Annotated in this window: 3 protein-coding genes; all 3 read left to right on the plus strand. The window is 66.7% G+C overall.

The genetic code is table 11. The features are described from left to right. The first annotated feature begins 31 nt into the window (after nucleotides 1-31). The 3 genes from LK03_RS02840 to LK03_RS02850 are packed head-to-tail and all read left to right on the plus strand — an operon-like array spanning nucleotide 32 to nucleotide 23,087. Nucleotides 32-7,879 (plus strand): non-ribosomal peptide synthetase, encoded by a 7,848-nt coding sequence (locus LK03_RS02840; protein ID WP_049870414.1) that lies wholly within the window; start codon nucleotides 32-34, stop codon nucleotides 7,877-7,879. Beyond that, the gene (locus LK03_RS02845; protein WP_038410978.1) at nucleotides 7,876-15,768 is read left to right on the plus strand and encodes a non-ribosomal peptide synthetase; all 7,893 of its coding nucleotides are present in this window, start codon (nucleotides 7,876-7,878) and stop codon (nucleotides 15,766-15,768) included. Before LK03_RS02840 ends, LK03_RS02845 begins: the two co-directional genes overlap by 4 nt. Next, nucleotides 15,768-23,087 carry an amino acid adenylation domain-containing protein gene (locus LK03_RS02850; RefSeq protein WP_049870415.1) on the plus strand — a complete coding sequence of 2,440 codons (7,320 nt, stop codon included), beginning with the start codon at nucleotides 15,768-15,770 and terminating at the stop codon, nucleotides 23,085-23,087. The genes LK03_RS02845 and LK03_RS02850 overlap by 1 nt, the downstream gene beginning before the upstream one ends. Nucleotides 23,088-23,190 lie beyond the last annotated feature (103 nt).

The following is a 23,190-nucleotide window of genomic DNA, read 5'->3' on the forward strand; positions in this document are numbered from 1 at the left end:
CTCAATTCCTCTGCCGACGGCGACGAAACCGATGACGACCTCTCAGTTCACCCCTTGCGATGACGACCTGCTGGCCCTGTTGCTGGCCGACGAAGACGCGGTCGCGGATGCCATCGCCGTACGTCCGCAGGCCGCTGACGTCGACACCACGCCGCAGCCGCTGTCGTTCGCCCAGCAGCGCCTGTGGTTCGTGCAGCAGTTCGCCCCGCACAGCTCGGCCTACAACCTGCCGCGCGCGCTGCTGCTCGGCGGCGCGCTCGACAGCGCCGCGCTGCAGCGTGCCTTGCAGCAGGTGATCGAGCGCCACGACATCCTGCGCAGCCGCTTCGTGCAGGTCGATGAACAGGCCTGCCAGGTGGTCGATCGCCAGGCGCAACTGCACCTGCAACACCACGACCTGTCGGCGCTGGGCGAGACCGAGCGCGAGCAGCGCGTGCAGCAGCTGATGAACACCGAAGCCGGCACGCCCTTCGTGCTGGAACAGGCGCCGCTGATCCGCGCCAGCCTGATCGCCCTGGCGCCGCAGCGCCATGTGCTGCTGCTGAACATGCACCACATCGTTTCCGATGCCTGGTCGAACCCGATTTTGATGCGCGACCTGGCCGCCGCCTACCAAGGTCAGGCGCTGCCGCGTCCGCCTCTGCAACACGCCGACTACGCCCGCTGGCAGCGTGACGACTACCCCGCCACCGCCGCCCACGATCAGGCCGCCGCCTACTGGCGCGCTTACCTGGGCGAGGCCATCACCCCGCTGTCGCTGCCCACCGATCATCCGCGCGACGCTGCCCGTGTGCCCCTGGCCGCCAGCCATGCCCTGACCCTGCCCGGCGAGCAGGTACAACGCCTCAACCGCTTCTGCCAGGCCCATGGCCTGACCCCGTTCGTGGTGCTGCTGGGGGCCTGGCAACTGCTGCTGGGCCGCCATGCCGGGCAAGACGACTTCACCGTCGGCGTACCCAACGCCAGCCGCAACCAGGCGCAGACCCAAGACTTGGTCGGCTATTTCGTCAGCAGTCAGATCTACCGCGCACAACTCGACCCGACCCAGCCGGCGCTGAGCTTCCTGCACGGCCTGCGCCAGCACGCGCTGGCCGCGCTGGAGCATGCCGACCACCCGGTGGAACTGCTGCTCGAAGCCTTGCAGTTGCAGCGCAGCACCCAGGCCAACCCGCTGTTCCAGACCCTGTTCAACTGGCGCGTGGCCGGCAACGAGCAAGGCCCCATGCAGTTCGCTGACCTGGCCCTGGACTTTCTGCCGCTGGGCCAGCAACAGGCCAAGTTCGACCTGTCGCTGGATGTCGCCTACAGCCAGCGCCAGGTCGAGGCGCGTTTCGAATACGACGCCACGCTGTTCGAGGCGCCGCGCATCGCGCAACTGGCCGGGCACTGGGCGACGCTACTCGATGCGCTGCTGACCCAGCCGCAACAGGCCCTCGGTGAGCTGTCGATGTTCTGCGCCGATGAACGGCAGGCGCTGCTGGCGACCGGCCATGGCCCGCGCACGGCCTGCGGCGCTCTGCCCGCCGTGCATCAGTGGGTTTCCCAACAGGCCGCGCGCACGCCGCAGCGCCTTGCCGTGTGCTGCGCCGAGCACAGCCTGAGCTATGCCGAGCTGGAGCAGCGTGCCAATCAGCTGGCCCATCGCCTGATCGAACTCGGTGTCGGCCCGGACGTGGTGGTCGGTGTGGCGCTGGCGCGCAGCGTCGAGCTGGTGGTCGGCCTGCTGGCGATTCTCAAGGCCGGTGGCGCCTACCTGCCACTGGACCCCAGCTACCCGGCAGAACGTCTGGACTACATGATCCGCGACAGCGGCACCGCCCTGGTGCTGCTGCAACCCGAGCAACGCCTGCCCCTGCCTGCGGGGGTCCAGGCGCTGGCACTGGACAACCTCGAACACTACAGCAACGCAACGCCGCAGGTGCCGGTGCACGCCGAGCACCTGGCCTACCTCATCTACACCTCCGGCTCCACCGGCCGGCCCAAGGGCGTGCAGGTGCGCCATGGCGGCCTGAGCAATCACATGGCCTGGATGCACGCCGAGCTGCCGTTGCAGGCCGACGACCGCGTGCTGCAAAAAACCGCCTTCAGCTTCGACGCCTCGGTGTGGGAGTTCTGGCTGCCGCTGCTCAGCGGCGCCGAACTGGTACTGGCCAGCCCGGCACTGAGCGATGATCTGTCGCTGCTCTGGCAGGAGGTGCACAGCGCCGGCATCACTGTGTTGCAGATGGCGCCGTCGCTGCTGCAAGCCTTGCTGCCCCAGGCCGAAGACGCGCAACTGGCCGGCCTGCGCCTGCTGGCGCTGGGCGGCGAGGCGCTGGGCGTAGAGCTGGTGATGCAACTGCAGCGGCGCTTCAGCGGGCGCATCGTCAACCTGTACGGCCCCACCGAAGCGACCATCGACACCTGCCACTGCACTCTGCAAGGCGCCCCCGATGGCGCCATCGCGCCGATTGGCCAGACCATCGACAACGTCCACAGCCATGTGCTCGACGGCCAGTTGCAGCCGTGCCTGGCAGGTACGCCTGGCGAGCTGTACATCGGCGGTGCGGGCTTGGCGCGTGGTTACCACCAGCGTCCGGGGCTGACCGCCGAGCGCTTCGTGCCCGACCCGTTCGGCGCTGGCGGTGCGCGCCTGTACCGCAGCGGCGACCTCACCCGCCGCCGCAGCGACGGCGCCCTCGACTACCTCAGCCGCATCGACCACCAGGTGAAGATTCGCGGCCTGCGCATCGAGCTGGGCGAAATCGAAAGCCAACTGTTGCGCCAGGCCGGCATCGCCGAGGCCGCCGTGCTGGCCCACGACACCGGCCATGGCCAGCAACTGGTGGCCTATCTGGCCCCGGCCACCGGCAGCGACGCCCAGACCCTGCGCAGCGCCTTGCAGCAGGTGCTGCCCGACTACATGGTGCCGGCGCACGTTCTGTTCCTCGAACGCCTGCCGCTGACCAGCAACGGCAAGCGCGACCGCCGCGCCCTGCCTGCCCCCGACAGCCACGCTGCACAGCGCAGCTACCGCGCCGCCAGCGAGCCGATGCAGCAGGCCATCGCCGGCATCTGGCAGGCAGTGCTCAAGCTCGATCAGGTGGGGCTGGACGACAACTTCTTCGAACTGGGCGGCGACTCGATTCTGTCGATTCAGGTGGTCAGCCGCGCGCGTCAGGCCGGCATCCACTTCACCCCCAAAGACCTGTTCACCTTGCAGACCATCGAGGCCCTGGCCCAGGTCGCGGTGTTCGGTGGCAACAGCGTGCAGGCCGAGCAAGGCCCGGTGCAGGGCGCCGCGCCGCTGCTGCCGATCCAGCACGGCTTCTTCGCCAGCGCCATTGCCCAGCGCGGGCAGTGGAACCAGTCGGTGATGCTCAAGCCGGCCAACGCGCTCGATGCCAGCCTGCTGCGCCAGGCCCTGCACGCCCTGGTGGCGCACCACGATGCCCTGCGCCTGCGTTTCACTCAGCACGCCGAGGGCTGGCGGGCCGAGCATGCGCCAGCCGTTGCCGATGAGGTGCTGTGGCAGGCCGAGGTCAGCGACGCCGCCGCGCAACTGGCGCTGGCCAATCAGGCCCAGCGCAGCCTTGATCTTGCACACGGCCCACTGCTGCGCGCGGTGCTGATGACCCTGGCCGATGGCAGCCAGCGCCTGCTGCTGGTGATCCATCACCTGGTGGTCGATGGTGTGTCGTGGCGCATCCTGTTCGACGACTTGCAGCAGGTCTACGGCCAGTTGCAAGCCGGCCAGGCGCCTCGCCTGATGGCCAAAACCAGCGCCTTCAAGCGCTGGGGTGAGCGTCTGAGCGAGTACGCCCAGAGCGCCGCCGCGCACAACCAGCTGGCGTACTGGCAGGCACAGTTGGCCGGCCTTGACGCCGACCTGCCCGGCGCCCGCCGCGACGCCAGCCTGCTCGCCCGCCATGCACGGACCGTCGGTGTGCAACTGAGCCAGACCCACACCCGGCAGCTGTTGCAGGACGCCCCGGCTGCCTACCGCACCCGCATCAACGACCTGCTGCTCACCGCGCTGGCCCGCGCCGTGCAGGGCTGGAGCGGCCTGCCGGAGGTGCTGGTGCAACTGGAAGGCCATGGCCGCGAAGCGCTGTTCGACGACCTCGACCTGACCCGCACGGTCGGCTGGTTCACCAGCCTGTTCCCGCTGCGCCTGAGCCCGCAAACCGAACTGGCCGCTTCGATCAAGACCATCAAGGAACAACTGCGCAACGTGCCGGACAATGGCCTGGGCCACGGCGCGCTGCTGCACCTGGGCAGCCCTGAAGTGCGGCAAGCCCTGCGCGCGCTGCCGACACCGCGCATCACCTTCAACTACCTCGGCCAGTTCGATGGCAGCTTCAGCGACGACGACGGCGCACTGTTCGCCCCCTGCGCCGAGCCTGTCGGTGACGAGAAAAGCGCCGACGCGCCGCTGGGCAACTGGCTGACGGTCAACAGCCAGGTGTATGCCGGGCAGCTGAACATGGCCTGGACCTTCAGCGAGGCGATGTTCGACACCGCCCACATCGAGGCCCTGGCGCAGCGCTGCCAGCACGAGCTGGAGCAGCTCATCGAACACTGCTGCAACGGCCAGCACCTGGGCGTGACGCCGTCGGACTTCCCCCTCGCGCAACTGAGCCAGCAGCAACTCGATGCGCTGCCTATTGCCGTGCGCAACATCGACGACATCTTCCCGCTGTCGCCGATGCAGGAAGGCCTGCTGGTGCACACCCTGCTGGAGCAGCACTCGGGCATCTACTTCATGCAAGAGTGCTACACCATCCGCGAACCGCTGGACTACGCGCTGTTCGATGCCGCCTGGCAGCAGGTGGTGCAGCGCTACGAGGCAGTGCGCGCCTCGTTCCTGTGGAACACCGGTGGCGAATTGTTGCAGGTGATTCACCGCGACACCCCGGTAAAGGTCGAGCTGCTCGACCTCAGCCACCTGCCATTGACCGACGCCGAGCCGCACATCCTCACCTTGCTGCGCCTGGAGCGCGAAGCCGGTTTCGACCTGGGCAAGGCGCCGCCGATTCGCTTCAAGCTGATCCGCCTGGCCGACGACAGCCACCGCTTCATCATGAGCAACCACCACATCCTCATCGATGCCTGGTGCCGTTCGCTGCTGATGTCGGACTTCTTCGAGATCTACCACGCGGCCCTCGAACAGCGCCCCAGCCAATTGCGCACGCCGTATCGCTTCCGCCACTTCATCGAGTGGCTGCAACAGCAAGACCCGCACGCCGCCGAAGCGTTCTGGCGCGCGCAGCTGGCCGGTTTCGAGCAGGCCACGCCGCTGCCGCTGGACCGTCCGCAGTTGGCGGATCAGTCGCACTCGCGCATCGACGACAACTACACCTGGCTCAGCCCCGAGCACAGCGCGCAGTTGCTGGAAACCGCCAACCAGCACCGCCTGACCGTCAACACCCTGGTGCAGGCGGCTTGGGCGCTGACCTTGCACCATTACAGCCGCAGCCGCGACGTGCTGTTCGGCGTGACGGTTTCCGGGCGCCCGGCGCACCTACCGCAAATGCAGGACACCGTCGGCCTGTTCATCAACAGTGTGCCGCTGCGGGTACCCCTGCCGCCCCCGGAGCAGCCGTGCACCACCCTCGACTGGCTCCGCGGCATTCTCGAACGCAACGTCGCCCTGCGCGAATACGACTACCTGCCGCTGGTGCGCATTCAGGCGTGCAGCGAACTGGCTGCCGGCCAGCAGCTGTTCGACAGCCTGTTCGTATTCGAGAACGCGCCGCTGGACGCCTCGGTGGGCAGCGATGCGCGCGACATGGGCGTGGTCTCGGAGTCGTCGCGCACCCACACTAACTACCCGATCACCGTGGTGGTCTACCCCGGTGAACAACTGGGCCTGCACCTGTCCTACGACAGCCGCTATTTCAAGCGCAGCAGCATGGACGCTGTGCTGGCGCAGTTCCGGCAGTACCTCGAAGCGCTGCCGCAGCACCTGCACAGCCCGCTGGAGCAGCTCGCCCAGGCCCACGACGCCGATGCCGACGCGCTGCTGGCGCACACCCGCACCGAGGTCGAGCATGACCTGGCGCGCTCGTTCATCGAGCGCTTCGAAGCCCAGGTCGAGCGCCGTGGCGAAGCCATCGCCGCCACCTGCGGCGCACGGCAGTGGAGCTACCGCGAGCTGGAGCGCCAGGCCAACCGCGTCGGTCAGGCGCTGATCGCCCAGGGCGTCGGTGAAGACCAGCCGGTGGCGCTGCTGGCCGAGCGCGAACTGGAACTGCTGGCCAGCATCGTCGGCGCGTTCAAGGCCGGTGCCGGCTACCTGCCGCTCGACCCCAGCCACCCCGACGAACGCCTGGCCGACATCCTTGTCCGCAGCCGCACCCCGGCGCTGATTTGCAGCGCCGCGCAGCAGAGCCGCGCCCAGACCTTGCTGGCCGGACTGGCCACGCCGGTAACACTGCTGGTCTACGAGCAACTGCTGGCCGGCGCCTACAGCGAGGCGCGCCCTGGCCGCTACAGCGCGCCCAACAGCCTGGCCTATGTGATCTTCACCTCAGGCTCCACCGGCCAGCCCAAGGGGGTGATGGTCGAGCAGGCCGGCATGCTCAACAACCAGTTGAGCAAGCTGCCGTACCTGGGCCTGGATGAACAGGCCGTGATCGCTCAAACGGCCTCGCAGTCGTTCGATATTTCCGTCTGGCAGTTCCTCACCGCGCTGCTCTGCGGCGGCCAGGTGCGCATCGTGCCCGATGCCGTGGCCCGGCATCCGGCGCAGTTGCTGCACGAGGTGGCCGAGCAACGCATCAGCGTGCTGGAAATCGTCCCGGCGCTGATTCAGGCCGTGCTGGAAGAACCCCATCTGGCACTTCCAGCGCTGCGCTGGCTGCTGCCCACCGGCGAAGCACTGCCGGCAGAAACCGCGGCCGCCTGGCTGCAACGCTACCCCGGCATCGCCCTGGTCAATGCTTACGGCCCGGCCGAGTGCTCGGATGACGTGGCCTTCTACACCCTGCCAGTCGATGGCGTGCAGCGCAGCAACATCCCCATCGGCTATGCCACCGACAACAACCGCCTGTACCTGCTCGACGACTACCTGCAACCGGTGCCGGACGGCGCGGTGGGGGAAATCTGCGTGGCCGGGGTCGGCGTTGGTCGCGGCTACTGCGCCGACCCGCTGCGCACGGTGCCGGTGTTCGTGCCCAACCCGTTCGCCGTGCACCCCGGCGAGCGCCTGTACAAGACCGGCGACCTGGCGCGGCGGCGCAAGGACGATGGCGCCCTGGAATACCTCGGGCGCGTCGACCAGCAGGTGAAAGTGAACGGATTCCGTATCGAGCTGGGCGAGATCGAAGCGCAGATCGGCCAGTTCAGCGCGGTGCGCGAAGCCGCCGTGCTGGTGGTCGAGCACACCCTAGGCAAAGGGCTGGTGGCCTTCCTCACCGTGGAAGACGGCACCACGGTGGATGCCGACGGGCTGGAGGCGCTGCGTGATTTCCTCAAGGCGCGCCTGCCGCTGTACATGGTGCCGGCGCTGTACCAGGTGCTCGAACAGATGCCGCGCAACGCCAACGGCAAGCTCGACCGCAAGGCCCTGGCGCGCCTGCCGGTGCATGCCGGCGAACAGGCCTTCCGCGCCGCCGAAGGCGAAACGGCACAGGCGGTGGCGGCGATCTGGCAGGCCGTGCTCAAGGTCGAGCGCGTCGGCCTGGACGACCACTTCTTCGCCTTGGGCGGCAACTCGCTGCTGGCCACCCAGGTGACCTCACGCATTCAGCTGCAACTGGCCATCGAAGCGCCGCTGGCGGCGCTGTTCGAAAGCGCCAGCCTGGAAGACTTCGTGCGCCGACTGCCGGCCGCCGCCCCACCTGAAACCGAATTGAGCGACTTGTTCGACCTGCTCGATGAGCTGGAGACCCAATGATGCACAGCAACGCCTTGTCTGACCTGATCGAACGCTTCGTCAAGTTGCCCACCGCCCAACGCCGAACCCTCTACCAGCAAATGCTGGGCAAGGGCATCGACGTTGCCCGCCTGCCGATCCCGGTCACCCGCAGCGCCTTCGAGCGCGTGCCGTTGTCCTTCGCCCAGGAGCGCCAGTGGTTCCTCTGGGAGCTGGAGCCAGAAAGCAGCGCCTACAACTTGCCCACCGCCCTGCGCCTGCACGGCGCGCTGGATATACCGGCGTTGCAGGCCAGTTTCGACGCACTGCTGGCGCGCCATGAAAGCCTGCGCACGCGCTTTGCCGAGCACGAGGGGGTGCGTCATCAGGTGGTCGATGCGCCAATGCGCATCGTCATCGAACAGCAAGCGTTGCCACTCGGTCCAGGCAGCGAAGAACAGCGCGTGCAGGCGTGGATCGCCGCGCGCATCGCCACGCCGTTCGACTTGGCCCGCGGGCCACTGCTGCGCGTCTACCTGTTGCAACTGGCTGCCGAAGAACACGTGCTGTTGCTGGTGCAGCACCACATCGTCTCCGACGCCTGGTCGATGCAGGTGATGGTCCGCGAACTGATCGCAGCTTACGCCGGGCACGGCGCCGCGCTGCCGGCGCTGCCGGTGCAGTACGCCGACTACGCGCTGTGGCAGCGGCACTGGATGGAAGCCGGTGGCCGCGATCAGCAACTGGCCTACTGGGTCGAGCAACTGGGCGGCGAACAACCGGTGCTGCAACTGCCCGCCAGCCGCGCGCAACCGGCGCGGCGCAGCGGCCAGGGTGCGCTGCAGGAAGTTGCGCTCGACGCCGGTCTGACGCAGGCGTTGAAGGCGCTGGCGCAGCAGCAGGGGGTGACGCTGTTCATGCTCCTGCTGGCCTCGTTCCAGGCCTTGTTGCAACGCAGTTCGGGGCAGAACGACATCCGCGTCGGCGTGCCCATCGCCAACCGCAACCGGGTGGAAACCGAAGGCCTGATCGGCTTTTTCGTCAACACCCAGGTGCTGCGCGCCGAGGTCGATGGGCAGCAGCCGTTCAGCACGCTGCTGCAACAGATCAAACAACGCGCCCTCGGTGCCCAGCAGCATCAGGACCTGCCCTTCGAGCAACTGGTCGATGCCTTGCAGCCCGAGCGCAGCCTGGGCCACAACCCGTTGTTCCAGGTGATCTACAACCACCTTTCCGCCGACCCCAGCCAGGCTCAAGACCCGGCCACCGACCACCTTGGCCTACGCATCGAAGCCCTCGACTGGGCCACGCAGACCGCGCAGTTCGACCTGGCGCTGAACACCTTCGAATCCGAAGGCGGCCTGCGTGCCTCGCTGATCTACGCCACCGACGTGTTCGACCGCGAAGACGCCGAGCGCCTGGCCAAGCACTGGCTGAACCTGCTGCGCGCCGTGGTGCATAACCCGCAGCAGCGGGTCTGCGAACTCGACCTGCTCGGCGCCGAGGAACAGCACAGCACCCTCGCCCAGTGGAACCCGGCCACCCAGGTATTGGCCGTCGAGCAGTGCCTGCACCAGCGCATCGAACAGCAAGCCGCGCTACGCCCCGACGCCATCGCCCTGAGTTTTGAAGGCGAGCACCTGAGCTACGACCAGCTCAACCGCCGCGCCAACCGCCTGGCCCATCAACTGATCGCCCAAGGCGTCGGCCCAGAGCGGCTGGTGGGCCTGGCCTGCGAACGCGGCTTCGACATGCTGGTGGGCATTCTCGCCATCCTCAAGGCCGGCGGCGCCTACCTGCCGCTCGACCCGAAATCCCCCGCCGAACGCCTGGCCTACATCCTCGAAGACAGCGCCCCGGCGCTGCTGCTGGGGCAGGCCGAGGTGCTGGCGCAGATGGCCCTGCCAGCCGAACTGCCGACCTTGAGTTTCGAAGGCCTGAACGACGACGGCGCAGAACACAATCCTGCCGTGGCCCTGTCGCCCGACCATCTGGCCTACGTCATCTACACCTCAGGCTCCACCGGCAAGCCCAAGGGCACCCTGCTCGCCCACCGCAACGTGCTGCGCCTGTTCGATGCCACGCACGCCTGGTTCGCTTTCGACCAGCACGATGTGTGGAGCCTGTTCCACTCCTACGCCTTCGACTTCTCGGTGTGGGAAATCTTCGGCGCGCTGCTCTACGGCGGGCGCCTGGTCATCGTCCCGCAGGATGTCACCCGCTCGCCGGACGACTTCCACGCGCTGCTGATCGAGCAAGGCGTGACCGTGCTCAACCAGACGCCCTCGGCCTTCCGCCAACTGATGCACGTGGCCTGTGCGGCGCCTGCCGAGGCCGGACAACTGCGCTTGCGCCAGGTGATTTTCGGCGGTGAAGCGCTGGATGTGTCGAGCCTGGCGCCGTGGTTCGAGCGCTTCGGCGACAGCGCGCCGCAGTTGGTGAACATGTACGGCATCACCGAAACCACGGTGCACGTCACCTACCGTCCGCTGCGCAAGGCCGACCTTGCCCAGCCCGGCGTCAGCCCCATCGGCGAAGTCATCCCCGACCTCACCTGGTACGTACTCGACGCTGACCTCAACCCGGTGCCGCGCAACTGCGTCGGCGAGCTGTACATCGGCCAGGCGGGTTTGGCCCGTGGCTACCTGAAACGTGCCGATCTCACCGCCACACGTTTCATCCCTAACCCGTTCGAAACCGGCGGCAGCCGCCTGTACCGCACCGGTGACCTGGCGCGTTTCGGCGCCGACGGGACGATCGACTACATCGGCCGCATCGACCAGCAGGTGAAGATTCGCGGTTTTCGGATCGAGCTGGGCGAGATCGAAGCGCGCCTGCAAGCGCTGGCCGAGGTACGCGACGCGGTGGTGCTGGCCCAGCCCGGCCCGAGCGGCATGCAACTGGTGGCCTACGTGGTGCCCGCCGCTGTCGGGCTGGACGCTGCCAGCCTCAAACAGCACCTGAAAAGCACGCTGCCCGAGTACATGGTGCCGAGCCATGTGCTGCTGCTCGAACGCTTGCCGCTGACGCACAACGGCAAGCTCGATCGGCGGGCGTTGCCGGGGGTGGAAACGCAGTCGACGCCTGCCGCTTACAGCGCACCCCACGCGGGTCTTGAACAGGCCATCGCCGAGATCTGGCAGCAGGTGCTGCAGGTCGAGCAGGTGGGCCGTGAGGACAACTTCTTTGAGCTGGGTGGCGACTCGATCATCTCCATCCAGGTGGTCAGCCGCGCACGTCAGGCCGGCATCCACTTCACCGCCAAGCACGTCTTCGAGCACCAGAGCGTGGCAGGACTGGCCGCGGTGGCGCAGTACCGCGAACCGCTCGCAGCTCAAGATCAAGGCCCGGTTCAAGGCCATAGCGCACTGCTGCCGGTTCAGCACTGGTTCTTCGAGCACGTCCGCGAACAACGCCACCACTGGAATCAGTCGGTGGTCCTCAAGCCGCACCAACCGCTGCAAGCCGAGCTGCTCGAGCAGGCGTTGCGCGCCCTGCTCGTGCAGCATGACGCCCTGCGCCTGGTGTTTCGCGAACAGCCTTCAGGCTGGCTTGCCGAGCATCTGCCCTTCGAGGCTGTGCAAGAGCCGCTGTTGCGCTGCGTCACGCTGCGCAATCTGGATGAACTGCGCGAGGCTGGCGAGCAGACCCAGCGCAGCCTGGACCTGAGCCGCGGCCCGCTGCTGCGCGGCCTGCTGGGCGAATTGCCGGACGGCAGCCAGCGCCTGCAATTGGTGGTGCATCACCTGGTGGTCGATGGTGTTTCCTGGCGCATTCTCTTCGAAGACCTGCAACAGGCCTATCAGCAACTGCAGGCAGGTGATGATCTGCATCTGCCGGCCAAGACCTGGTCGTTCAAACGCTGGGCCGAGGCGCTGCAGGACTATGCCCGTGCAGGCGGCGGGCTACACAGTGAAGCCTTCTGGATTCAGCAGTTGCAGGACGCGCCGATCGACCTGCCCTGCGCCAACCCGGCGGGCGGACTGAGCAATCGCCATGCCCGCACGGTCCATGCACGGCTGTCGCAGGCGCAGACCCACGCCCTGCTGCAACAGGCCCCGGCGGCCTACCGGACCCAAGTCAACGACCTGTTGCTCACCGCGCTGGCGCGGGTGATCTGCCGCTGGAGCGGTGAGCCGAGCATGCTCGTGCAACTGGAGGGTCATGGCCGCGAAGAGTTGTTCGAGGGGGTCGATCTGTCGCGCACGGTCGGCTGGTTCACCACGCTTTACCCGCTGCGGCTGACCCCTGCCGGCACCCCTGAAGCCTCGATCAAGCGCATCAAGGAACACCTGCGCAGCGTGCCCGACAAAGGTATCGGTCACGGTGCGCTACGTCATCTGGGCAGTGCCGAGACCCGCGCCCGCCTGCTGGCGCTGCCAACCCCGCGAATCACCTTCAACTACCTCGGTCAGTTCGATGCCAGCTTCGCTCAAGACCAGGGCGCGCTGTTCAGCCCGACGGGTGATGCCGCCGGCCGCGAACAGGACATCGATGCGCCATTGGCCAACTGGCTGACCCTCAACGGCCAGGTCTACGCTGGCGAACTGAGCATGGGCTGGACCTTCAGCGCCGAAATGTTCCAGGCCGACAGCGTGCAACGCCTGGCCGACGACTATATGGCTGAGCTGGCAGCACTGGTCGAGCATTGCTGTCAGCCGGGTCGTCAGGGCGTCACGCCGACGGACTTTCCACTGGCGAGCCTGACCCAGGCGCAACTCGACGCGTTGCCTGTTCCGGCCAGCAATATCGAGGACATCTACCCGCTCTCGCCCATGCAGCAAGGCATGCTGTTCCACAGCGTCTATGGCGAGGCTACGGCTGACTACGTGACACAGATGTGCGTGGATGTCGAAGGGCTCGACCCGCAGCGCTTCGAACGCGCCTGGCAGGAGACGCTGCAGGCCCACGATATCCTGCGCAGCAGCTTCGTCTGGGACATCGGGCTGCAACAGCCGGTGCAGGTGGTCCAGCGCCGCGTGCAGTTGCCTTTCAGCACCCAGGACTGGCGCCAGCGTGGCGATCTCGACCAGGCCCTTGCGACACTGGCTGAGCACGATCGCCAGCAAGGTTTCGACCTGGGCACCGCCCCCTTGCTGCGCGTGCAGTTGATCCGCACGGGTGACGAGCGCCACCACTTGATCTACACACACCACCACATCCTGCTCGATGGCTGGAGCAACTCGCTGCTGCTCGGCGAGGTGCTGCAACGCTATCGTGGTGACCCTGTCCACCCCACTGGCGGGCGCTATCGCGATCTGCTCGCCTGGCTCGCCCAGCAGGACTCGATGGCAGCGCAAGCGTTCTGGCAAGCGCAGTTCGCGGCGTTCGAAGCACCGACCCTGCTTGCCGATGCACGGGCGACCAGCGCCCGAGGCGAGCAGGGCCACGGCGAGTATTTCCACCGCCTCGACGCTGATACCACTGCCGCCCTGAACCGCTTCGCACGGCAGCAGAAAGTCACGTTCAATACCGTGCTGCAAGCGGCATGGATGCTGTTGTTGCAGCGCCTCAGCGGGCAGACGACGGTCACCTTCGGCACCACCGTATCCGGCCGGCCCACTGCGCTGAAAGGCGTCGAACAGCAGATAGGCCTGTTCATCAACACGCTGCCCGTGATCGCCACGCCACGACCGCAGCAGCGCATCGAGCAATGGTTGCAGCAGGTCCAGAACCAGGCGCTGGCCTTGCGTGAGCAAGAGCACACGCCCCTGTATGAAATTCAACGCTGGGTCGGACAGGGCGGCGAAGCGCTGTTCGACACCTTGCTGGTCTTCGAGAACTACCCCATCGCGCAAGCCCTGCAACAGCCGCGAGGCAACGGCCCCCGCTTCGCCAACGTGCGTAATCAGGAACAGACCAACTATCCCCTCACCCTGCAGGCCACGCTGGGCGAGCGACTGACGCTGCAGTTCAGTCATGCCCTGGCAGCGTTCGATACGCACGATGTCAGACGCCTTGCAGAGCATCTGGACACCGTGCTGCGCAACATGCTTGGCGATCCGCAGCAGGTGCTGGGCAATCTGTCGCTGCTGGATGCACCGCAAAAGCGCAGCACCCTCGCCCAGTGGAATCCGGCCACCCAGGTATTGGCCGTCGAACAGTGCCTGCACCAGCGCATCGAACAGCAGGCCGCGCTACGCCCCGAAGCCATCGCCCTGAGTTTTGAAGGCGAGCACCTGAGCTACGACCTGCTCAACCGCCGCGCCAGCCGCCTGGCCCATCAACTGATCGCCCAAGGCGTCGGCCCAGAGCGGCTGGTGGGTCTGGCCTGCGAACGCGGCTTCGACATGCTGGTGGGCATTCTCGCCATCCTCAAGGCCGGCGGCGCCTACCTGCCGCTCGACCCGAAATCCCCCGCCGAACGCCTGGCCTACATCCTCCAAGACAGCGCCCCGGCGCTTCTGCTGGGGCAGGCCGAGGTGCTGGCGCAGATGGCCCTGCCAGCCGAACTGCCGACCTTGAGTTTCGAAGGCCCGAACGACGACGGCGCAGAGCACAATCCTGCCGTGGCCCTGTCGCCCGACCACCTGGCCTACGTCATCTACACCTCAGGCTCCACCGGCAAGCCGAAAGGCACCCTGCTCGCCCACCGCAACGTGCTGCGCCTGTTCGATGCCACGCAATCCTGGTTCGCCTTCGACCACCGCGATGTGTGGAGCCTGTTCCATTCCTACGCCTTCGACTTCTCGGTGTGGGAAATCTTCGGCGCGCTGCTCTACGGCGGGCGCCTGGTCATCGTCCCGCAGGACGTCACCCGCTCGCCGGACGACTTCCACGCGCTGCTGATCGAGCAAGGCGTGACCGTGCTCAACCAGACGCCCTCGGCCTTCCGCCAACTGATGCACGTGGCCTGTGCGGCGCCGGCTGCGGCCGGACAGCTGCGCTTGCGCCAGGTGATCTTCGGCGGTGAAGCGCTGGATGTGTCAAGCCTGGCGCCGTGGTTCGAGCGCTTCGGCGACGGCGCGCCGCAGCTGGTGAACATGTACGGCATCACCGAAACCACGGTGCACGTCACCTACCGTCCGCTGCGCAAGGCCGACCTTGCCCAGCCCGGCGTCAGCCCCATCGGCGAAGTCATTCCCGACCTCACCTGGTACGTACTCGACGCCGACCTCAACCCGGTGCCGCGCAACTGCGTCGGCGAGCTGTACATCGGCCAGGCGGGTTTGGCCCGTGGCTACCTCAAGCGCGCCGAGCTCACCGCCACGCGTTTCATCCCCAACCCGTTCGAAACCGGCGGCAGCCGCCTGTACCGCACCGGTGACCTGGCGCGCTTCGGCGCCGACGGGACGATCGACTACATCGGCCGCATCGACCAGCAGGTGAAGATTCGCGGTTTTCGGATCGAGCTGGGCGAGATCGAAGCGCGCCTGCAAGCGCTGGCCGAGGTACGCGACGCCGTGGTGCTGGCCCAGCCCGGCCCGAGCGGCATGCAACTGGTGGCCTACGTGGTGGCCGCCGCTGCCGGGCTGGACGCTGCCAGCCTCAAACAGCGCCTGAAAAGCACGCTGCCCGAGTACATGGTGCCGAGCCATGTGCTGCTGCTCGAACGCTTGCCGCTGACGCACAACGGCAAGCTCGATCGGCGGGCGTTGCCGGGGGTGGAAACGCAGTCGGCGCCTGCTGCTTACAGCGCACCCCACGCGGGTCTGGAACAGGCCATCGCCGAGATCTGGCAGCAGGTGCTGCAGGTCGAGCACGTGGGCCGGGACGATGATTTCTTCGAACTGGGGGGGCATTCCCTGCTGGTGATCAACCTGGTGTCGCAACTGCAGTTGCACCTGGGCCTGAATGTCACGCCGCAGGCCGTCTTCGAACATCCCACGCTGGCGCTGTTCACCCGCCAACTGGCCCCCGCCGCCGACCGGGTCGGCACGGACAAACTCAATGCCCTTGAAGCACTGCTCGATGAAATGGAGGAAATCTGATGGATAACAGCGCGGCAATGGGCATCGCCCGACGCTTCCTCAGCCTGCCTCTGGAAAAGCGCCGCCCGTTCCTGGCCAAAATGCTGGAACAAGGCGTTTCACCGGCGAACCTGCCGATTCCATCGCTGCGCCATGACCTCGCCAGCGTGCCGCTGTCGTTCGCCCAGGAGCGGCAATGGTTCCTCTGGCAGCTCGACCCGGCCAGCAGCGCCTACCACGTGCCTACCGCCTTACGCCTGCGCGGGTCACTGGATGTCGCCGCCTTGCAGCAGGCCTTCGATCATCAGCTGCAACGCCACGAGAGCCTGCGCACGCGCTTCGTGCTCGGTGCACAACGGCCTGAGCAGCTCATCGACGACACGTGCAGGGTCGACATCGAACAGCACAGCGCTGCACTCGACGACGATGCCCTCAAGGCGTGGGTCGATAGCCGTATCATGCAACCTTTCGATTTGCAGCAGGGTCCTGTGCTGCGGGTCAGCCTGCTGCGTCTGGCCGCAGATGAGCATGTGCTGCTGCTGGTGCAGCATCACATCGTCTGCGATGGCCAGTCGATGCAGGTGATGGTCGACGAGCTGGTGCAGCTTTACGCGGCCTTCGCTCAGGGCCGCGAGCCCGTGCTCGGCGACTTGCCGATTCAGTACGCCGACTACGCCATCTGGCAACGGCGCTGGATGGAAGCCGGTGAGCGCGAGCGTCAGTTGCACTACTGGCAGGCGCAGCTCGGTGGCGATCAGCCAGTGCTGGAGCTGCCATTCGACCGCCCGCGCCCGGCCATCCAGAGCGATCACGGTGCACTGCTCGATATCGCCCTCGATGCCGAGCTGGGAGGTGCTTTGAAAACGCTGGCCCAGCGCGAAGGCGTGACCCTGTTCATGCTTCTGCTGGCCACCTTCCAGGTCCTGCTGCATCGTCACAGCGGCCAACGGGACATTCGCGTCGGCGTACCGGTAGCCAATCGTAATCGGGTCGAGACCCAGGGCCTGATCGGCTTTTTCATCAACACCCAGGTACTGCGCGCCGAAATCGACCCGACGCAACCGTTCAGCCAGCTGTTGCAGCAGGTACGCCAGCGCACGCTGGGCGCACAGGCGCATCAAGACCTGCCGTTCGAACAACTGGTCGAAGCGCTGCAGCCGCAACGCAGCCTGAGCCACGCACCGCTGTTCCAGGCGATGTTCAACCACCAGCACGCCGCCCGTTCCGCTGCCAGCGGCGGCGCCAGTGATGCGCTGCAGGTGACGCCTTTGGCCTGGAGCAGCCATACCACTCAGTTCGACCTGACCCTGGATACCTACGAATCAGCGACTGGCCTGAGCGCCAGCCTGACCTACGCCACCGATCTGTTCGACGCAGCCACTGCGCTGCGTCTGGGACAACGCTGGGTCAACCTGCTGCGTGGGCTGGTCGATGATCCGCACCAGCGCATCGACGCCCTGCCCTTGCTCGACGAGCAAGAGCGCACACAGCTACACGCCTGCAACCAGAGCCATCGGCACTATCCCCTCGAGCAGGGTTACGTGCGCCTGTTCGAAGCCGGTGTCGACGCCGACCCGCAGCGTGTCATCGCCACCTGCACAGGCCAGCGGTGGAGCTACGCCGAACTGGATGACAAGGCCAATCGCCTGGCGCAGAGGTTGCTGCAGGCGGGCGTCGCGCTCGATCAAGCGGTGGCCTTGCTGGCTGAACGCGACCTGCCGCTGCTGGCGATGATGATCGGCACGTTCAAGGCCGGCGCCGGCTACCTGCCGCTCGATCCAGGCCTGCCGGAACAGCGCCTGCGCCACATCCTCGCGCTGAGCAAGGCACCGGTGCTGGTGTGTACCCGCGCCTGCCAGGCGCAGGCCCAGGCATTGCTGCACGATTTGCCGACGCCGGTGCAGGTGGTGGTCTGGGAAGACACCCAGGGGCTTGCCGCCGAGCGCCCGGGCATCTACAGCGGCCCACAGAACCTTGCGTACATCATCTACACCTCCGGCTCCACAGGACTGCCCAAGGGCGTCATGGTCGAGCAGGCTGGAATGCTCAACAACCAGTTGAGCAAGGCGCCGTATCTGGCCCTGGATGGGCGCGACGTGATCGCTCAGACGGCCTCGCAGAGTTTCGATATCTCGGTGTGGCAATTCCTTGCCGGGCCGTTGTTCGGCACCCCCGTGGACATCGTGCCCAAGGCGATCGCCAACGATCCACACGCACTGCTGGAGCATGTTCGCCAGCGACGGATCAGCGTGCTGGAAAGCGTGCCTTCACTGATCCAGGGCATGCTCGTCGAACACCACGGCGAACTGCCGCACCTGCGCTGGCTGCTGCCCACCGGCGAAGCCATGCCGCCCGAGCTGGCACGTCAGTGGCTGTTGCGCTATCCACAGGCGCAGTTGATCAACGCCTATGGCCCGGCCGAATGCTCGGACGACGTGGCGTTCTACCGCGTCGATCTGGCCTCCACCGAGCGCAGCTACCTGCCGATTGGCACTGCCACCGACAACAACCGGTTGTACCTGCTCGATGACGCCTTGCAGTTGGTGCCACTGGGTGTGGTTGGCGAGCTGTGCGTTGCCGGCACTGGCGTAGGCCGTGGCTATGTAGCCGATCCGCTGCGCACCGCTCAGGCTTTCATCGCCCACCCCTTCGGCGCACCGGGCGAACGCCTGTACCGCACCGGCGACCTGGCGCGTCAGCGTGCCGATGGTGTGCTGGAGTACGTCGGACGGGTCGACCATCAGGTGAAGATTCGTGGCTTGCGCATCGAGCTGGGGGAAATCGAAACCCGCTTGCTGGAGCTGCCGGCGGTGCAGGATGCCGTAGTCGCGGCGCAACCAGGGCCGCGTGGCTTGCAACTGGTGGCCTACTACGTCGCGCGCGACGCACACCCGGAGGCAGCAGCGATGCGCGAGTCGATTCGCGCGCATTTGCGTCAGTGGCTTCCGGAGTACATGGTGCCGGCGCACTTGCTGGGTCTGGACCGCCTGCCACTCAACGCCAACGGCAAGGTCGACCGCAAGGCCCTGCCGCTGCCGCAGCCGAGCGTCGAGCAGCGTCAGTACCTTGCGCCGCAGACACCCTTGCAGCAGCGCATTGCAGCGATCTGGCAACAGGTGCTGAAGCTTGAGCAGGTCAGCATCGACGACAACTTCTTCGAACTCGGTGGCGACTCGATCGTTTCAATCCAGGTGGTCAGCCGCGCGGCCGCTGCCGGTATTCACTTCAGCCCGCGAGAACTGTTCCAGCACCAGACGGTACAGGCCCTGGCGCAGGTCGCCCGTGAGCAGAGCAGCGGGCTTGCGCCGGCGCCCTCCAGCGTGCCCCGCGACTGGTGTGAGAACCTCGCTGCCGCACCTGGCGTCATGACCCCGGCGCACTTCCCGCTGGCGAGCCTGACGGCGGCCCAACTGGAGGCGCTGCCGCTGGCCGCCGAGCAGATACAAACGCTCTATCCACTCTCGCCGATGCAGCAGGGCATGCTGTTCCATACGCTGCAGTCGTCTGAAGCGGGACTGTATGTGACGCAGACCAGCGTGCCGGTCGAGGGCCTGGACAACCAGCGCTTCGTCGCGGCCTGGAACCAGATCATCGCGCGCCACGAAATGCTGCGTACGGCCTTCTGGCATGACAGCCAGCTCAACGAGCCGTTACAGATCGTGCTGCGTGAGGTGCTGCTACCGGTACGCCTGCTCGACTGGCGTGGACAGCCGGTCAGCGAGCAGCGCCTGCGCGCCGAGGCCCAGGCTGACTGCGCACAAGGCTTCGACCTGTTGCGACCGCCGCTGATCAACCTCACCCTGATTCGCCTGGACGATGACCGCCAGCAGTTGATCTGGACCGCGCACCACATACTCATGGATGGCTGGAGCAGCTCGCAGCTGCTGGCCGAGGTGTTTGCCCTGTATGCCGGGCATGTACTGCCTGCCAAACAGGGGCACTACCAGGACTACATCCAATGGCTGCAAGCCCAGGATGGCGCAGCGCTGGAGCGTTTCTGGAGTGCCCGGCTGCAAGAGCCGGTGACCACGCAACTGGCTGGCGCCCTGCAAGACAGGCCTGCGCCTGAGAGCACCGGCCACCAGGCGCTGTACCTGGACTGGGACGCACCCCGTACGCAGACCTTGCGCGAGCAGGCACAGCGCCTGCGAGTAACGCCCAACACCCTGATCCAGGGCGCCTGGCTGCTGCTGTTGCAGGCCTACACCGGCCAGACCCGCGTGTGTTTCGGCGCTACCGTGGCGGGCCGCCCCACCAGCCTGCCCAACGCCGGCGACATTCTCGGTCTGTTCATCAACACCCTGCCGATCATCCAGCGCCCTGACCCGCAGCAGCCGTTGCAGCAGTGGCTGAGGCAGCTACAGGCCGACAACCTCGAAGTGCGCGACCACGAGCACGCCTCGCTGTCGGACCTGCAACGCTGGGCCGGACAACCGGGGCAGGCCCTGTTCGACAGCATCATCGTCTTCGAGAACTACCCGATCAGCGAACGTCTGGACGATGCGCAAAGCTCGCAGCTGCGCTTCGGCCAGGCGCACGGGCGGGACGTCACCAACTACCCGATGGACCTCGAAGTGCGCCTGGGCGAGTGCCTGCAAATCGAGTTCATGTTCCTGCGCAGCCATTTCACCGAGCAGGCCGTGGCCGCCATTCGTGGCGAGTTCGAAGGGCTGTTGCAGAACATGCTCGACAACCCTGACATGGCCGTGGGCAACCTGGCCCTGTGGCGAGCTTCGCCGCTGCCGGCAGCTTCGGCAGCGCAACCCCCCTCCACGCCGCTGGTCGAACGCATTGCTCGGCACACCCGCTTGCAGCCCGACCAGCCTGCCGTGCGCTGCGCTGGGCAGCAACTGACCTACGCGCAACTCGATGCCCAGGCCAATCGTCTGGCCCACTACCTGATCGCCCAGGGCATTGGCCCGGAAGATTTCGTCGGCATTGCCCTGGAGCGCTCGGTGGAGGTGATCGTGGCGTTCCTGGCGGTGATGAAGGCCGGGGCCGCGTATGTGCCGCTGGACATCGACTACCCGCAGGAACGTCTCGCCTGGGCCATGCGCGATTCGGCCATGCGCCTGTTGATCACCCGCGCAGCCGTGCGCGAACGCTTGCCGCAGGACAGCGAGGTACCCTGCGCCGACCTGCAGACCCTCGACCTGGACGCCTGGCCGGCCAGCCCACCGACGCCACGCGCCTGCGGCGACAACCTGGCGTATCTGATCTACACCTCCGGCTCCACCGGCCAACCCAAGGGTGTCGCCGTTAGCCACGCCTCGCTGGCGATGCACTGTCAGGCTATCAACGAGCTATACGAAATGGGGCCTGCCACCTGCGAGCTGCTGTTCATGTCGTTCGCCTTCGACGGTGCCCAGGAACGCTGGCTGTCGACCTTGGCCGCAGGTGGCTGCCTGGTGCTGCGCGACCACTGCCTGTGGACACCCGAGCAGACCTGGCAGGTGCTGCATCAGGAACAGGTGACCATCGCCTGCTTCCCACCCGCCTACCTGCAACAACTGGCCGAATTCGGCGAATCCCAGCCGACCCCACCACCCGTGCACATCTACTGCTTCGGCGGTGATGCGGTGGCCGATGCCAACTTCGAGCAGGTCAAGCGGGCCCTGCGCCCACGCTACTTGACCAATGGCTATGGTCCGACCGAAACCGTGGTCACGCCGCTGCTGTGGAAAGCCGACCTGAGCCAGCGTTGCGAGGCTGTGTACGCGCCCATTGGCCGCGCCGTCGGACAGCGCACCCTGCAGGTGCTCGACCCACTGCTGCGGACATTGCCCAGCCATCTGGCCGGCGAGCTGTACATCGGCGGGTTCGGCGTCGCCCGGGGATACCACGGCCGACCAGGGCTGACCGCCGAGCGCTTCGTGCCTGACCCCTGTGGAGTGCCTGGTAGTCGGTTGTACCGCACCGGCGACCTGGTGCGCAGCCGTGCCGACGGCGTGTTCGACTACCTCGGCCGCCTCGACAATCAGGTGAAGATTCGCGGCTTTCGTATCGAGTTGGGCGAGATCGAGGCGCGGTTGCGCAGCTACCGAGGCGTGAAGGATGCCGTGGTGATCGCCCGCGAGACGGCCGCTGGCAAGCAATTGGTCGGTTATGTGGTAGGCACTGACCTGCTCGTCGATACGCTGCGTGGGCAACTGGCCGTCGAGTTGCCGGACTACATGGTGCCGACGCACCTGCAGTGCCTCGCCGAGCTGCCCTTGAACCCGGCCGGCAAGGTCGATCGCAAGGCGCTGCCAGCGCCCCGAGAACAGGCCGCAGCCCAGGTCGCGCCACGCAATCTGCTGGAGCAGCAGTTGGTCGCCATCTGGCAAGAGGTGCTGGAACGCGAGCACGTGGGAATCACCGACAACTTCTTCGAGCTGGGCGGCGACTCGCTGCGCGTGCTGCGCGTGCTGTCCAAGGTGCGGGCGTTGAACGCTCCAGGTTTCGAGCTCAAGCTACGCGACCTCATGGGCAAGCCGACCATCGCCGAACTGTCCGGCTTCGACGCCGAGGCAGCGATTCAGGCGCCAGGCCCGTTGGTACCGCTGAACCGCGCAACGAGCGGCACGCCGCCGCTGTACTGCATCCATGCAGGTTTTGGCACGCTGTTCGACTACGAACCTCTGGCGCGCCACCTCGAGGGCCGGCGCAGCGTGATCGGCCTGCAATGCCGCATGTTGCTGGACCGACGTTGGCAGGATCAGTCGTTGCCGCAGATGGCCGCAGACTACGTAGCCGCCATTCGCACGCAGCAGCCCCAGGGGCCCTATGCCTTACTCGGCTGGTCGTTGGGTGGGGCACTGGCGATACTGATGGCCGAGGTGCTCAAGGACCAGGGTCAGGAGGTCCAATACCTGGGCCTGGTGGACAGCTTCGTGCCCGATGGTCAGCGCTCGCAGAGCACCGGGCGTCACCAGGACCTGGCGCAGTTCCTTGGGGTGATCCTGGAGCGGCCGGTGGCCGAGCTGCCACTGCTCGCGCTAGACGATGCGCAGGCGCACGTCACGCTCGAGCGACTGATTCGCGACGAGCAGGCAAAGGGCCCGGACACTGCTCGCTACAGCGGCTTCGAAGCCGCCGACCTGGCCCAGGTGTTCATCGTGGCGATGCGGCTCAAGCAACTGTCCGAAGCGCTGCAACAGTTGCCGATATGCTACGCGCCAGCCACGCTCTGGTGGGCCAGCGAGACTGCCCTCGATGAGCGCCAGCGCCTCGAACACAGGCTGCAGGGACGGCTGCAACGGCACACGCTGGACGCCGGCCACCACCAGTTGCTCGATCTGCCCGAGTTCCTCGAACAGCTGCTGGAGGAGGTGGCCAGCCCGGCGCTGCTGGAGCGCTGATGCCCCTGGCGCAGCCCCTCGGGGCTCGCGCCAGCACCCGGTACCGACCAGTGCAACGAAAAACGCCCGATGCAAGCATCGGGCGTTGATGGTCATGGGCTGC

Source organism: Pseudomonas cremoricolorata (assembly GCF_000759535.1).
GTDB classification, from domain to species: Bacteria; Pseudomonadota; Gammaproteobacteria; order Pseudomonadales; family Pseudomonadaceae; genus Aquipseudomonas; species Aquipseudomonas cremoricolorata_A.